Here is a 14721-nt window from a genome sequence, read left to right on the forward strand (position 1 = left end):
TGCGGAAGTTCGGCCAGCCCGACGCTGGCCGAACTTTTCAAAACCTAAGCTGGCCCAGGCACGCTTTTGATAAGTCTTTGCTTGCAGATATGCCCAAAGGTGCGGCTAGCTTTAGCCGCTTCCAGCTCTGCAACGTCACCCAGCAAGTGATTGGAAAAGGTGTATGTACCTGAATAATAGTTACTTCTCCACGTGTTACTTCCACGGTAATAACTCACATGGTCCCGTGCTTCGCGTCCTCCAGAGCAGCGCCTGAACTTGATATTTTTCACCACTCTACCTGCGCTATCGCTGGTTAATATAGCGTGTACAGTAGATAGGCGCGACTGTTCTAAATTCAGGTTAAATCGCCCTACCGCCCCCTTCAAAGGTGCGCCGGTTGTGTCCGTGAAATAAGCCTCCAGGTTGGCCCCGGTGTAGCCTTGAGTCCACAAAAATCGGGGTTCGGTATGCCCAGGGGGCATTCGATTGACACCCATCTCATCGTGCAACTGAAATTTCTTCAGAACAGGATACGATCCAAAGATGAGTTCGTATGACCGTGAAGTAAAAGGCACAGTCTTTTTATGGCTCACTCTCACCATTATTTCACTCCCCGGCTTTAAGCCCGAGAACGCAAGCCCACCCGCTGGTGAGCGCCTCCACTGCTCACCGTCAAGGTATTCGATATCAATAAACGCTTCACTGTCCGGCGCGGACAGCAGCACCTTCTGACCTCTGACTACCTTAAAGCCGTAATAGTGGTTTGCAGTATCACTTTTCAGGATTGCTTTTAGCGTATGCACTTGATCAGTGAGAACGGTAAGAATGACCTCTCCGTCCCCATGCGTCTCAGATATATTTCCAGACGCCTGCGCACTGTCAACTTTTCTGCCCTCCTCTACCTGTGCACCAGCCTCAACCGCAGACAGGGAACAAAGTGCCAGGAAAATGGAACGTGCAAGCGCGCTCAAATAAGAAGTTTTGCATTTATTCATAAACCACACCTTCTAACGGAAGAATTCATCATTGCTTTTGTTATCGATAGTTGGACGTAACCAACCGCGTCACCTTCCGTCAACCCCGAAGCGTTCGAAAGAGAAAAATCCTACAATTGTGAACCTACCGCGGGTGACGCAGATATGAGAACGGCGTCTCATTAAGCGTTATCTTCGGAAAACTCCTACGCAGTTGTCAGGCAAAGCTTTTTCGCAAAGGGCCGTTATATGTAAGTGTGAACAAACCGGCGAGGAATGGAAGATGCAAGTCACACCCCTGATGACACGGCCTACGTGGCCGACAACACCCTACGGCCCTCTTGAGAAAAACCGGACCATGTCCGAAAACATACAGAATGCTGAAACTGCTGCAGCTGAGAACGACATCAACGTTGGGAAACCCTGGCTGAAAAACCATCCCGGCCTTGAGGGTGTAAAAGACATGAAAGACTACCTGTCGACCCTGCATACAATCGCATGTTTAAGGCTAAAAACGATGAAGTGGTCCTACGACAGCTTCGAAAATGATCTTGCTAAAGACGCCCCTGAATTAGCCGAAAAGGATTTCGGCTTTTCGATCGATAGCCGGGGGCGTATCAATATACTTGATCCCGGCCGGAATCTTACCTCTGACGATCAATGCTCTCTGAGACGACGACTCGAACAATGTCATAGCCTCGAAAGAAGTGCCAGGGGATTTGTTGAGCTCGTTAATTTCATCGCAAAATACGACAAGTCTGAATTTTCGCCGTTTCAGCATTTGAAACCCGGCAGTCTCGCAGAAAGCTTTGACTACCGCGCGATATTGCGCAGTGAGGATATGTCTGAAGCCTGGAGAAGTCAGATACATCAGCACGCACAGATACAAGCACAAGCACAAGCACAAGCACAAGCACAAGAAACGACACAGGTGGAGACACAGAACCCATCCATATCAGAGATAGTCTAAAACTGCGGAAGTTTGGCCAGCCGACGCTGGCCGAGCTTTTCGAGTTCAACCCGGCGCGGTTTTAACGTTAATAAATCCTGGTCAAGGATTCGCCAAAGGAGCCGGCAGGTAGATGCGCCCCAACTCATCACGCTGTCCCCACCAGAGACCGCACGGTAATGACGCGATGAGCATCGGCGGAACAGTCTTGTCTTCACAATTTCTTCGTCATTCCCGTCCAGCGGCTAAGCTAATGATCAGGTGCGATTAACAGGTTTAACCGGGCCAACGATATGGGCGCTTTGTGGCATTCCGATGGGAACAAGGCTGCGGTCAAGGCTGACAGTCAGCGGGAGGTTCCAATATCTGCACGCACAGGGCATAGGCGTTATGTCTGGTGGATTTTGCTGATATTGGTGCTGATAGGGCTGGTGATCCTGGGATTTGCCGTTTCGTCGGAGGTTCGCAGTTCAAAGCTACAAGCCCGCGAGTTCAGCCAGCTTGCCCATGATCTCAATTACTCCGTTGCGCCCGGCGCCAGCGATGAGATTCTGTATCCCGGCGATGGCCCCTTCGACAAACGCCTGGGCTACTCATCGCTGGGTGAGTTCCTGCCAAGGTTGCTCAAGCGCGACTATCGGATCACCGAACAATCGCGCTTTTCTCCCGAGCTGATTTCTTACGTGAAACGTGGCTTTTTCGTCCCCTATCAAGAGAAAAGCCAATCCGGCCTGACCATCGCCGATTGTCGTGGCGACGCGCTTTATCAGTTCATCTACCCGCAGCAGCTGTATCCCACTTTCGCCTCGATCCCGCCAGTGGTGGTCAACAGCCTGTTGTTCATCGAGAACCGCGATTTGCTCGACCCACGACAACCGCTGGCCAATCCAGCCGTGGACTGGCCGCGTTTTCTCAAGGCTGCGGTATCGCAAGTGGCGAAACTGGTGGGCTTGCCCGGTCAATCGGCGGGCGGCAGCACGCTGGCGACGCAACTGGAGAAATATCGCCACTCCCCTGACGGCCTGACCCAGTCCGGTGGTGAGAAAATCCGCCAGATGGTGTCCGCCAGCGTACGAGCCTACCAGCCTGGCCCGCAGACGCTTGAGGCCCGCCAGCGCGTGGTGCGCGATTACCTCAACAGTGTGCCGCTCTCGGCAGTGCCGGGACATGGCGAAGTGCATGGCATGGCTGAAGGGTTGCGTGTCTGGTACGGCGCCGACTTCGATCGCACCAACCAGCTGCTCGCCTCCCCCGCCCGGGACGCAAAGACGCTCGCCGCCCAGGGGCTGGCCCTGCGTGAGGTGCTGTCGCTGGTCATCGCCCAGCGGCGTCCGTCGCATTATCTGGCCAAAGGCCGCAAGGAACTGGCGGACCTCACCGACAGCCACATCCGACTGCTGGCGCAGAACAAAGTGATCGAACAGCCGTTGGCGGATGCCGCGCTCGGCGCCACCGTGACTTATCGCGACTGGGTGCAGCAGCCGACCGTGCAACCCATCGAGACCAACAAGGGCATCACCGTTGCGCGCACGCGCCTTTCCAACATGCTCGACCGGCCGCTGTACGATCTGGACCGCCTCGACCTATCGGCCACTACTACGCTGCAAAACGATCTTCAGGTCAGCGTCGGTCAGTACCTTCACGACCTGGCCGATCCGGCGTTTGCCGGCAAGCTGGGGCTGCTCGGCGAACATTTGCTGACGCCGACCAGCACCAAGGCGGTCCGTTACAGCTTCACGCTGTTCGAGCGCGACAGCGACGGCTCGCGCGTGCGGGTGCAGACCGACAGCACCGATCAGCCGTTCGACATCAACGAAGGCAGTAAGCTGGAACTGGGCTCCACCGCGAAAATGCGTGTACTGACCACCTACCTGCAAATCATCGCCGAGCTGCACGACCAGTACGCCGGCATGAGCAACGCCGAGCTGAAGAAGGCGCCGGTCGAGGAGCCTGACCGCCTGAGTCGCTGGGCGCTGGATTACCTGATGCACAACCCCGACCGCGATCTGTCGAAAATGCTCACTGCCGCGCTGGATCGCAAGTATTCAGCCAGCCCCGGCGAGAACTTCTTCACCGGTGGAGGCATGCATCATTTCAATAATTTCCGTCGCGAAGACAATGAGCGCAACCCGACGCTGCGCGAAGCCCTGCGTGAATCGATCAACCTGCCGTTCATTCGGCTGATGCGCGATCTGGTGCGTTACGTCACGTATCAGGGCCCGAACAACAGTGCGGTGTTGATGAAGGACGACAGCGATCCACGGCGTCAGGAATACCTCGCCGATTTTGCTGACCGCGAAGGCACGTCGTTCCTGCTGCGCTTCTGGAAACGCTATAAAAACAAGAGCACGCAGGATCGCCTCGACACTTTCCTCGACGGCGTCCATCCTTCCGCCAGTCGCCTGGCCGCGGTGCATCGCTATCTGTTCCCGGATGCCAGCCAAAGCGCGTTCAACGCTTTCGTTCGTGCTCACGTCGCGGACAACAAGAGCCAGCCGCCGCTGACAGAAAAGCGTTTGGACGAGCTGTATTACGCCTATGGACCGGGCAAGTTCGACCTGCCCGATCAAGGGTATATCGCCCGGGTTCATCCGCTGGACCTGTGGCTGGTGGGCTATCTGCTGCAAAACCCCGATGCCAGGTTCAAGGAAGCGGTGGCCGCCAGTCGTTTTGAGCGTCAGGAGGTGTACAGCTGGCTGTTCAAGAGCCGGCATAAGAGTGCGCGCGACAGCCGCATTCGCACGATGCTGGAGATCGAGGCATTCCTTGATATTCATCAACGCTGGCAAAAACTGGGCTATCCGTTCGACCATCTGGTGCCCTCGCTGGCCACTGCGATCGGCAGCTCGGGGGACCGCCCGGCAGCGTTGGCCGAACTGATCGGGATCATTCAGAACGACGGCATTCGGCAGCCGGTGCTGCGCATCGACAGCCTGCACTTCGCCGCAGACACGCCTTACGAAACCCTGCTGAACAACAACCCTGAATTGGGCAGACGCGTGCTGCCCTCGGAAGTCGCCGCGGCCATGCGCGAGGCGCTGTCGCAGGTGGTGGACGCCGGGACTGCGCGGCGTGTGTCCGGCAGCTTCAAGACTCAGGATGGCACCGTGTTGGCCATGGGCGGAAAGACCGGGACCGGGGACAACCGTATCGAAAGTTTCGGCTCAGGCGGACGGATTCTGGCGTCCAAGGCGATCAACCGGACTGCGACGTTCGTGTTTTACATCGGCGACAACCACTTCGGCACGCTGACTGCCTATGTGCCGGGGCGCGCGGCAGAGACCTTCAAATTCACCTCGGCGTTGCCTGTTCAGGTGCTCAAGGGCATGGCGCCGATTCTCAATCGCTATCTGGAGCCGGGAACGTACAGCCAGTGTAAGGCTCCGGCGTCGACGCAAGTGGCGAGTGTTCGTTGACCGTAAACAGATAGATCAGCCTCTGAGATCCCTGTGGGAGTGAGCACGCTCACGAAGACTGACCTTCAGTCACTGAAGATGCTCAACGCACCAACGCTCTGGTTAGCAAACCCACTCTCACAGGTCCACAGGTCCGGCGTTCAGGTCAGGGCCTATCTGCGCGCCCTGAATAGCGTATCCAAACGCGAACCGTTCGTCTTAACGCCTCTTGCAGACACATTAAGATATATCTTAAGGTATATCTAACTTGTAACGAGAGATGAAGAAAGATGAGAGACCACTCACACGATCACCCCCATCACCACCGCCCTCACTTCGGTGACCACGGCGACGGCCGCGATGGTTTTGAAAAACGCACAGGTCGGGAACGCGGTGGACGCGGGCCCCGCGTGTTTGCCCCCGGCGACCTCAAACTGCTGCTTCTGGCCCTGATTGCCGACCAGCCTTGCCACGGCTACGACCTGATCCGTCAGATCGAGGGCTTGTTCGACGGCGCCTACAGCCCGAGTCCCGGTGTGATTTATCCGACCCTGACCTTCCTGGAAGAAAGTGAGCTGATCGCTGGCGATGCCGAAGGCGGCAAGAAGCGCTACCGGATCACCGCTGCCGGTCGGCAATTTCTGATCGAGCAGGCCGTGGCCCTGGACGGCGTGAAGATGCGTATCGACGTCAGCAAACGCTCGTTGCGCGGCCATGATCGTCCGCCGGAAATCCACGAGGCGGTGCACAACCTGCGCCATGCCCTGCAGATGCATCACGGCCGCTGGAGCCCGGAAGAAATCATCCGCGTGCGCGACCTGCTGAATGAAACCGCCAAAGCCGTCGTCGATGGCCCACACAATCCGTCGGAGAAGTCCGTATGAATTCACAGCAATCGATCCACCGCGTCAGCCACGAAATCAAACGTCGCAAGCTGCAAGTGCTGCGTGTCACCGACATCACCCCACGCATGCGCCGCATAACCCTGCACGGTCCGGAACTGAGCGGCTTCATCAGCCTGGGCACCGACGACCACGTGAAACTGCTGTTCGCCACCACGCCAGAGGAGCAGGCCGCGCTCGACAACTTCGTGCCCGGCCCCAACGCCGAAGGCCCGCGCCCGGCAATGCGCGACTACACCCCGCGCCGCTATGACGCCGAGTCCGGCGAGCTGGACATCGATTTCGTGTTGCACGGCGATGGCCCGGCAGCGACCTGGGCGGCGCAGGCTCAGGCCGGACAGTTTCTGCATATCGCCGGGCCACGCGGCTCGATGATCGTGCCAGACATATTCGACAGTTACCTGCTGATCGGCGACGAAACCGCCCTGCCCGCCATCGCCCGCCGTCTGGAGGAACTTGCCGGTAATCGTCGTGCGTTGGTGGTGGTCGAGATCGAAGACAACGCCGAGCGTCAGTCGCTGACCAGCAAGGCGCAGGTCGATGTGATCTGGGTGCTGCGTGGCCAACAGGATCTGCTGGACGTGACCCGTCAATTGACCCTGCCTGAAGGCGAGCTGTATGCGTGGGTGGCAACTGAATCGGCGCTGTCGCGCAAGGTTCGCCGGGTGCTGCTCGATGAGTTCAAGCTCGATGAAGCGGCGGTCAAGGCAGCCGGATATTGGCGTCTGGATAGCACGGACGAGGAATAACCACGACCAAAACATACCCTGTAGCAGCCCGGCTTGCCGGCGGTCGCGATCCTGTAGGCGCCTCGCCGGCAAGGCGGGCTGCCATAGTTGGATGTGGCAGTTCGAGAAGGGTCAGGTTTTCGAGCCGCGAAATCTGTCGATCAGCACAATCACCAACCCAATCCCCACAAACCCCGCCAGCACCCCGAACGCATTGATCAACGCGCTCTGTACCCCAATGGTCCCGATATCCAGAAACGGGTACAGGTAATCGCCAAACAGATTGCCGCGAAACAGCAGATAACCGAAGTACAGCGTCGGGTAAAGCATCCATGCCAGCACATGTTTCAGCCGCAACTCGCCGTTGCTCACGAACCGCCACCAGTAGCCTAAAAACAGCAGGGGCATGACATCGTGCAGCAGTTCATCGGCCAGGTGCTGCCAGCCTTCCGGACTCCACAAATGCCGCAGCAGCAAGTTGTAGGCAACGCTGACCAGCACGATGCTGGTGGTAATGCCGGCGCAGACCACGGGTGACCGGAAGAACCGATGGCCGGCCGAATGCCGGCCAGTGATCGCGCAGCTCAACGCCACGGCCACCAGGGTATTGGTCACTACCGTGAAGAAACTGAAAAACCTCACCAGCCCGCCCACCACGCTGGCCTGATCGATCCAGCGCCCCCAGAGAATCAGGTACAGCTGCACCGCCAGCGCGAACCAGCCCAGCAGCGCGCCGACGGTCGCGTATCGCTGGTGGCCGGGCGTCAATTGCGGCGTCTGGCGGGGCATTGCGCTCGATCCTTGATGATGTTGAAACGAGGCGCGGTCACCAGCGTTTGGTGCGGGCGAGCTTCACGTACAAAGCCTCGACCTTCTCCCGCGCCCAGGGCGTCTTGCGCAGGAAGGTCAGGCTCGACTTGATGCTCGGATCGCTCTTGAAGCAGCGGATGTCGATGCGCTCTGCCAGCCCCGACCACTCGTAGTGCTCGACCAGCGCGTTGAGGATCTGCTCCAGGGTCACGCCATGCAGCGGGTTGTCGTTGGGTGTGGTCATGCCGGGCCTTTTGCAACTGATGAAGAGGGACGCTCTCGCAAGGTGCGCACCTTAGCGGAGGTACGCAGAGGTGTGAAGGGTTGCATGAACTGCAGGAGCGCGCGTGCCCGCGGTTTCAGTATGCCCAGTCAACTCTTCTGTCGCTGCAAGACCGCAGCGCGCTCCTCCGGTTTGAAAAGCATAGCGCCTGCGGAACATTCCAAAATGATTGCATTTTTATTGCTATGTTATAACATCACAATACCGAATCTCTGAGTTCACCCTGCCAAGGAAAATGCTGCATGTCTCGTCCATCCAACTCCCGAATCCGGCACCTGAAACCACTGGCGGCTGCTTTGCTGATCGCCTCTCCCGCTTACGCCATCGAACTCGAACAACAAACCATTACCGCCAACCCGCTGGGCAGCGATCAGTTGGCATCGCCCAGCACGGTGCTGACCGGTGACGACCTCACGCTTCAGCAAAAAGGCAGCCTCGGTGAAACTCTGACCAGGCAACCCGGCGTGTCCTCCTCGTATTTCGGACCGGGCGCCAGTCGCCCGATCATTCGCGGTCTGGACGGTGACCGTATTCGCCTGCTGCGCAATGGCGTGGGCGCACTGGATGCTTCGTCGCTTTCCTACGATCACGCCGTGCCGCTCGACCCGGTCAACGTCGACCGCATCGAAATCGTTCGCGGCCCCGCCGCCCTGCTCTATGGCGGCAGCGCCATCGGCGGCGTGGTCAACACCTTCGACAACCGCATCCCCACCGAGGCCATCGAAGGCATCCACGGTGCCGGCGAGTTGCGCTACGGCGGTGCAGACACCACGCGCAGCAGCGCAGGCAGGCTGGAAGCGGGCAACGGCACCTTCGCCCTGCACCTGGACGCCAACGCCCGCGAGTTCAACGACCTGAAAATCCCCGGCTACGCGCGCACCGCCGACGAGCGCGCTCGCGACCCGGATGGTGATGACAAAAAGCATCGCCTGGGCAACAGCGACGGGCGTCAGGACGGCGGCGCCATCGGCGGTTCGTACACCTGGGAGGACGGCTACGCCGGGCTGTCGTACAGCAGCTACGATTCCAATTACGGATCGCCCGCCGAGCAGGACGTGCGCATCCGCATGAAGCAGGATCACTACGCCTTCGCCTCGGAAATCGGCAACCTCTCGGGCCCGTTCAGCTCGGTAAAACTCGATGCCGGATACACCGAATACAAACACATGGAGATCGAGGACGGCGAAGTCGGCACCACCTTCAAGAACAAGGGCTACGAGGCTCGGATCGAAGCGCGGCATCAGCCCATTGGCCCGCTCAACGGGGTGATCGGCGCGCAAGTGACGCGCAGTCAATTCTCGGCGTTGGGTGAAGAAGCTTTCGTGCCTCAGACCGATACCGAAGCCGGCGCGCTGTTCATTCTCGAAGAGCTGCAGGCAACTGACCGCTTGAAACTGAGTCTGGGCGGCCGCCTGGAACACACTACCGTCGACCCGGACGGCAGAGGCAACGAGCGCTTCGTCGATGCCGATCGCTCCAGCAGCTTTACCGCCGCAAGTCTTTCGTCGGGCGCTGTGTATACCCTGACGCCGGTCTGGTCCCTCGCCGCGACGCTGGGCTACACCGAACGCGCCCCGACGTTTTATGAGCTGTACGCCAACGGTGCCCACGTGGCCACCGGCACCTATGAAGTGGGCGATGCGAGCCTGTCGAAAGAAAAAGCCGTCTCAAGCGATCTGGCCTTGCGTTTCGACAATGGCACGCACAAAGGCAGCTTCGGCGTGTTCTACAGCCACTTCTCCCATTACATCGGCCTGGTGGGAACAGGCCGTACGCTGAACGATGACGCCGAACAAGACCCGAACGGCATCCCGGAATACACCTACTCCGGCGTGCGTGCGCGCTTTGCAGGATTCGAAGCACAGGACCGCTGGAAACTGGGCGAAGGCAGATATGGAAAATTCGCCCTGGAGGTGTCGGGCGATTACACCCGCGCCAGGAATCTGGACACTGGCGAAGCCTTGCCACGCATTGCCCCGCTGCGCTTGAACAGCGGGCTGCTGTGGGAACTGGACAAATGGCAGGCGCGACTCGATGTCGAACACGCAGCGTCTCAGGGCCGCGTCCCGGATAACGAAACCGGCACCGACGGCTACACCACCCTGGGCGCCAGCGCCGGCTACAAGTTCAACGTCGGTGGCAGTCAGTGGCTGGCCTTCGTCAATGGCGAGAACCTGACTAACCAGACCATGCGCTACGCCAGTTCGATCCTGCGCGACATTGCACCGGCTCAGGGACGCAGCATCGAGGTGGGCTTGCGGACGACGTTCTGATGTCTGACACATAACATCGGCAGCACCGCCTCAGCTGTGGGAGTGAGCATGCTCACGAGTTGGCGAACCTCCAACGCATATGCATCGCCTGATCCAATGCATTCGTGAGCAAGTTCACTGCACGGGGTATTGCCGCCATCAAAGGAGGGGTCATTACCCGTACTCCTATCTCTGCAACGCGTGCAACGGTTTCCCTCCCCGCCAAATCGAAAAATTCGCTTATCCCCCCATAAACATTGGGGGATAGCGCTACCCCACTTTTGCGCGACTATTACCAGGACCGCAACTATTCATATCGCAATCCCGGCTTTTTAAAAAATCGTTAGGGCCCTATCATCGCCGCCCTAAACGCTGAAACGTTTAATTCGTCTTTTATTCAGACCCTTGCCGTGCTCGTCAGAAGCGCAGCCAGCAGCATTGTCCGTTGCCTTTACATAACTCGAAAAGAACTCACTGCCTTATGCCTAATCATCCGAAACGTCCCGTGTTCACGACTTCCAGAATGCCTGGTGCGAAAAGCGCGCTGGGTCTTGCCGCGCTGAGTTTCGCCGCAATGGGCCTGACAACCTGCGCCCAGGCAGCGCCAGCGTTTGACAGTGAATCGCCGTGGATGCTGGGGGATTGGGGAGGCAAGCGTAGCGAGCTGTCGAAACAGGGATATGACTTCAAGCTCGACACAGTGGTGGAAGTCGGTTCGAATCTGCACGGCGGTTATGACCACGACAAGTCGACCCGCTACAGCGATCAGTTCGCTCTGGGTGCGCACATGGATCTGCAGAAGATACTCGGCTGGCACGACGCCGAGTTTCAGCTGACGCTGACCAATCGCAACGGCGACAACATCAGTAACGATCGCATTGGCGACCCGCGCGTTGGCACCCTCTCCTCGTCCCAGGAAGTCTGGGGCCGTGGCAACGTCTCCCGCCTGACCGACCTGTGGTATCAGCAAAAATTTCTGGATCAGAAACTGAGCATCAAGGTCGGCCGTTTCAACGAAGGCGAAGATTTCAACACCTTCCCCTGCGATTTCCAGAACCTGGCGCTGTGTGGCTCACAGGTCGGCAACTGGGGCGGCGGCATCTGGTACAACTGGCCTATCAGCCAGTGGGCGATGCGCGTCAAATATCAGCTCAACCCTGAACTGTTCGTGCAGGTCGGGGCCTTTGAGCAGAACCCGTCGAACCTGGAGAACGACAACGCCTTCAAACTCAGCGGCAGTGGCAACAAGGGCGCAGTATTGCCCGTCGAGCTGGTCTGGACTCCGAGGGTCAACGACCTGCCGGGCGAATACCGCCTTGGTTACTACTACAGCACCGCTGACAGCAGCGACGTCGACAAGGACAGCAATGGTCGCTATGCCGCACTGAGCGGCGAAGATTACAGCTCCTCGTCGAGCAAACACGGCATGTGGCTGACCCTGCGCCAGCAAGTCACCCGCCAGGCCAGCGACAACAGCCGAGGCCTGAGCCTGTTCGCCAACGGCACCCTGCACGACAAGAAAACCAATATGATCGATAACTTTGTCGCCCTGGGCGCGACCTATACCGGACCGTTCGACGCACGTCCGAAAGACGACATCGGCCTGGGCATCAGTCGCATCCACGTCAATCCGGCGTATCGCAAGAACATCAACTTGCGCAATCAGGCCAACGCCGTCAGCGACTACAACGACCCCGCCTTCCTGCCTGTGCAGGACACCGAATACAACGCGGAGCTGTATTACGGGGTCCACGTCGCCAACTGGCTGACTGTGCGTCCGAACCTGCAATTCATCCGTCATCCAGGCGGCGTGAATCAGGTCGATGACGCGCTGGTAGCCGGGCTTAAGATTCAATCCTCGTTCTGATCGGTTTATTTCGCCTTTCTGTGTCCATTTTCAGGAACTAGCGTTCATGAAGGGGATTCAAACGGTTCGAGTTGCCGATTGAAAAGAACAAAGCGTCAACCACTTAATCGTTACGGAGTACGACATTATGAGCACTGACGGTGCTTTCAATAAGGGTCGCCTGCTACCGAGCTTGCTCGGGATAGTGATTCTGATCATGGGCCTGGCGTTGCTGGCCGGTGGCATCAAACTGCTGACACTGGGCGGATCGCTGTATTACCTGCTGACCGGTATCGGCTTCGTCATCACCGGTGTGCTGTTGATCATGGGCCGTCGTTCGGCACTGGGTCTGTTCGCGCTGGTGCTGTTCGCGAGCACGGTGTGGGCCTTGTGGGAAGTCGGTCTGGACTGGTGGCAATTGGTGCCACGTCTGTCGCTATGGTTCGTACTGGGCATCGTCATGCTGCTGCCTTGGTTCCGCCGCCCTGTGCTGCGTGGCCAGCCTGGCGGTCTGCCGACCGTTGCGCTGAGCATCGCCGTGGTACTGGCCGGTCTGACCGCGATTGCCAGCCAGTTCACCAGCCCCGGTGAAATCAAAGGCACGCTGGATCGCGATGACGCGGGCGTGGCTTACGATCCCCAGCCAATGCCCGATGGCGACTGGCAGGCTTATGGCCGCTCCGAGCATGGCAATCGCTACTCGCCGCTGAAGCAGATCACGCCGCAGAACGTCGGCAAGCTGCAAGAAGCCTGGCGCATCCGCACCGGCGATCTGCCGACTGCCGAAGACCCGGTCGAGCTGACCAACGAGAACACGCCGCTGAAGGTCAACGGCATGGTTTACGCCTGCACCCCACACAGCAAGGTGCTGGCGCTGGACCCTGACACGGGCAAGACGAACTGGTCCTACGACCCGCAGATCTCCAAGGAAGGCGCGAAGAACTTCACTGGCTGGGCGCACATGACCTGCCGTGGCGTCTCGTACTACGACGAAGCCGCCTACGCCAAATCCGACGTCGGCGCGCCGGCTGCCGATCTGTCCGACGCAGGCAAAGCCATCGCCTCGTCCTGCCCACGTCGCCTGTATCTGCCGACCGCCGATGCTCGCCTGATCGCGCTGAACGCCGACACCGGTAAAGTCTGCGAAGACTTCGCCAACAAGGGCGCTATCGACCTGCGTGCCAACATCGGTCCGTTTACGGCAGGCGGCTACTACGCCACCTCGCCAGCGGCGATCACGCGCAACCTGATCATCATCGGTGGCCACGTCACCGATAACGAATCGACCAACGAGCCATCGGGCGTGATCCGCGCTTATGACGTGCATGACGGTCGCCTGGTGTGGAACTGGGACCCGAACAACCCGGACGCTACCGCGCCGATCGCTGCTGACCAGTTTTACTCGCGCAACGCGCCGAACATGTGGTCGCTGGCCAGCGTCGACGAGAAGCTGGGCCTGGTGTTCCTGCCTTTGGGCAACCAGATGCCGGACCAATACGGCGGCGACCGCACCCCTGGCGCCGAGAAATTCAGCGCAGGTCTGGTGGCGCTGGACGTGAACACCGGTAAGGTGCGCTGGAACTATCAGTTCACTCACCACGACCTGTGGGACATGGACGTGCCGAGCCAACCAACGCTGATCAACCTGAAAACCAGGGACGGCGTGAAGCCGGCCGTGATTCAGCCGACCAAGCAAGGCAGCCTGTACGTGTTGGACCGTCGCGACGGCACGCCGATCGTGCCGATCGACGAAGTCCCTGCGCCGACCGGTGCTGCGCAAGGCGACCACACCTCGCCGACCCAGGCGCGTTCGCAACTGAACATGCTGCCACCTGAGCTGACCGAAAAATCCATGTGGGGCGCCACCGCGTTCGACCAGATGCTGTGCCGCATCCAGTTCAAGGAGCTGCGTTACGAGGGTCAGTACACGCCTCCGTCCGAACAGGGCAGCATCATCTATCCGGGGAACGTCGGCGTGTTCAACTGGGGCGCCGTTTCGGTCGATCCGGTCCGTCAGCTGATGTTCACCAGCCCGAACTACATGGCCTTCGTTTCCAAGTTGGTGCCACGCGCCAAAGTGGCTGCCGACAGCAAGCGTGAAAGCGAAACCAGTGGCGTGCAGCCAAACACCGGGGCGCCATACGCCGTGATCATGCACCCATTGATGTCGCAGATCGGCATGCCTTGCCAGGCGCCTTCGTGGGGTAACGTTGCCGCTGTCGACCTGACCACCAATCAGGTGGTGTGGAAGCACAAGAACGGCACCAGCCGCGACAACACTCCAGTGCCTATCGGCCTGCCGGTCGGTGTGCCGAGCATGGGTGGTTCGATGGTCACCGCAGGCGGCGTCGGCTTCCTGGCCGGTACCCTGGACCAATACCTGCGGGCCTATGACGTGAAAACCGGTAAAGAGCTGTTCGCCGGGCGTCTGCCAGCGGGTGGCCAAGCGACTCCGATGACCTACACCGGCAAGGACGGCAAGCAGTATGTGCTGATCGTCGCTGGCGGCCACGGCTCGCTGGGCACCCGGATGGGCGATTACATCATTGCTTACAAGCTGCCAGAGTGATTCGGTCGCGCTGATGCATGAAGCCATGCGG

Annotated in this window: 10 protein-coding genes; 7 read left to right on the forward strand and 3 right to left on the reverse strand. The window is 59.1% G+C overall.

Annotation, left to right across the window (positions count from 1 at the left end; all coding sequences use genetic code 11):
• Window positions 1–44 precede the first annotated feature (44 nt).
• Window positions 45–977: a hypothetical protein gene (locus CE491_RS20225; RefSeq protein ID WP_110950113.1), complete on the reverse strand. Its 933-nt coding sequence runs from the start codon at window positions 975–977 to the stop codon at window positions 45–47.
• Window positions 978–1239: 262 nt separating this feature from the next.
• Between CE491_RS20225 and CE491_RS20230 the strand changes: the two genes are divergently transcribed.
• The 4 genes from CE491_RS20230 to CE491_RS20245 all read left to right on the forward strand — a co-directional run bounded on the left by CE491_RS20230 (window position 1240) and on the right by CE491_RS20245 (window position 6951).
• Entirely contained in the window at window positions 1240–1926 is a 687-nt protein-coding gene (locus CE491_RS20230; RefSeq protein WP_110950114.1) for a hypothetical protein, read from the forward strand.
• 272 nt (window positions 1927–2198) lie between these two features.
• Window positions 2199–5321: a transglycosylase domain-containing protein gene (locus tag CE491_RS20235; protein ID WP_110950115.1), complete on the forward strand. Its 3123-nt coding sequence runs from the start codon at window positions 2199–2201 to the stop codon at window positions 5319–5321.
• 269 nt (window positions 5322–5590) lie between these two features.
• Window positions 5591–6184 carry a PadR family transcriptional regulator gene (locus CE491_RS20240; RefSeq protein ID WP_110950116.1) on the forward strand — a complete coding sequence of 198 codons (594 nt, stop codon included), beginning with the start codon at window positions 5591–5593 and terminating at the stop codon, window positions 6182–6184.
• A complete protein-coding gene (locus tag CE491_RS20245) occupies window positions 6181–6951 on the forward strand; it encodes a siderophore-interacting protein (protein WP_110950117.1) in 771 nt (256 codons plus the stop codon). The genes CE491_RS20240 and CE491_RS20245 overlap by 4 nt, the downstream gene beginning before the upstream one ends.
• A gap of 111 nt (window positions 6952–7062) precedes the next feature.
• Here the strand turns inward: CE491_RS20245 and CE491_RS20250 are convergent, their stop codons facing one another.
• Together CE491_RS20250 and CE491_RS20255 are read right to left on the reverse strand one after the other, a co-directional pair.
• Window positions 7063–7719, reverse strand: a complete 657-nt coding sequence (locus tag CE491_RS20250) for a Pr6Pr family membrane protein (RefSeq protein ID WP_110950118.1) — start codon at window positions 7717–7719, stop codon at window positions 7063–7065.
• Window positions 7720–7756: 37 nt separating this feature from the next.
• Window positions 7757–7984, reverse strand: coding sequence for a VF530 family protein (locus tag CE491_RS20255; RefSeq protein WP_110950119.1), 228 nt, complete (start codon window positions 7982–7984; stop codon window positions 7757–7759).
• Window positions 7985–8265: 281 nt separating this feature from the next.
• Between CE491_RS20255 and CE491_RS20260 the strand changes: the two genes are divergently transcribed.
• The 3 genes from CE491_RS20260 to CE491_RS20270 all read left to right on the forward strand — a co-directional run bounded on the left by CE491_RS20260 (window position 8266) and on the right by CE491_RS20270 (window position 14690).
• Complete coding sequence (locus tag CE491_RS20260; RefSeq protein WP_110950120.1) at window positions 8266–10296, forward strand: TonB-dependent receptor; 2031 nt, start codon at window positions 8266–8268, stop codon at window positions 10294–10296.
• Window positions 10297–10798: 502 nt separating this feature from the next.
• Complete coding sequence (locus CE491_RS20265; RefSeq protein ID WP_199885188.1) at window positions 10799–12142, forward strand: carbohydrate porin; 1344 nt, start codon at window positions 10799–10801, stop codon at window positions 12140–12142.
• A gap of 127 nt (window positions 12143–12269) precedes the next feature.
• Entirely contained in the window at window positions 12270–14690 is a 2421-nt protein-coding gene (locus CE491_RS20270; protein ID WP_110950122.1) for a glucose/quinate/shikimate family membrane-bound PQQ-dependent dehydrogenase, read from the forward strand.
• Window positions 14691–14721: the final 31 nt, after the last annotated feature.

Source organism: Pseudomonas bohemica (assembly GCF_002934685.1).
Classification (GTDB): Bacteria; Pseudomonadota; Gammaproteobacteria; order Pseudomonadales; family Pseudomonadaceae; genus Aquipseudomonas; species Aquipseudomonas bohemica.

Excerpts from the sequence above, each read along its gene's own strand:
- CE491_RS20225 (WP_110950113.1), bottom strand. The coding sequence starts at position 977 with ATGAATAAATGCAAAACTTCTTATTTGAGCGCGCTTGCACGTTCCATT.
- CE491_RS20230 (WP_110950114.1), top strand. The coding sequence starts at position 1,240 with ATGCAAGTCACACCCCTGATGACACGGCCTACGTGGCCGACAACACCC.
- CE491_RS20235 (WP_110950115.1), top strand. The coding sequence starts at position 2,199 with ATGGGCGCTTTGTGGCATTCCGATGGGAACAAGGCTGCGGTCAAGGCT.
- CE491_RS20240 (WP_110950116.1), top strand. The coding sequence starts at position 5,591 with ATGAGAGACCACTCACACGATCACCCCCATCACCACCGCCCTCACTTC.
- CE491_RS20245 (WP_110950117.1), top strand. The coding sequence starts at position 6,181 with ATGAATTCACAGCAATCGATCCACCGCGTCAGCCACGAAATCAAACGT.
- CE491_RS20250 (WP_110950118.1), bottom strand. The coding sequence starts at position 7,719 with ATGCCCCGCCAGACGCCGCAATTGACGCCCGGCCACCAGCGATACGCG.
- CE491_RS20255 (WP_110950119.1), bottom strand. The coding sequence starts at position 7,984 with ATGACCACACCCAACGACAACCCGCTGCATGGCGTGACCCTGGAGCAG.
- CE491_RS20260 (WP_110950120.1), top strand. The coding sequence starts at position 8,266 with ATGTCTCGTCCATCCAACTCCCGAATCCGGCACCTGAAACCACTGGCG.
- CE491_RS20265 (WP_199885188.1), top strand. The coding sequence starts at position 10,799 with ATGCCTGGTGCGAAAAGCGCGCTGGGTCTTGCCGCGCTGAGTTTCGCC.
- CE491_RS20270 (WP_110950122.1), top strand. The coding sequence starts at position 12,270 with ATGAGCACTGACGGTGCTTTCAATAAGGGTCGCCTGCTACCGAGCTTG.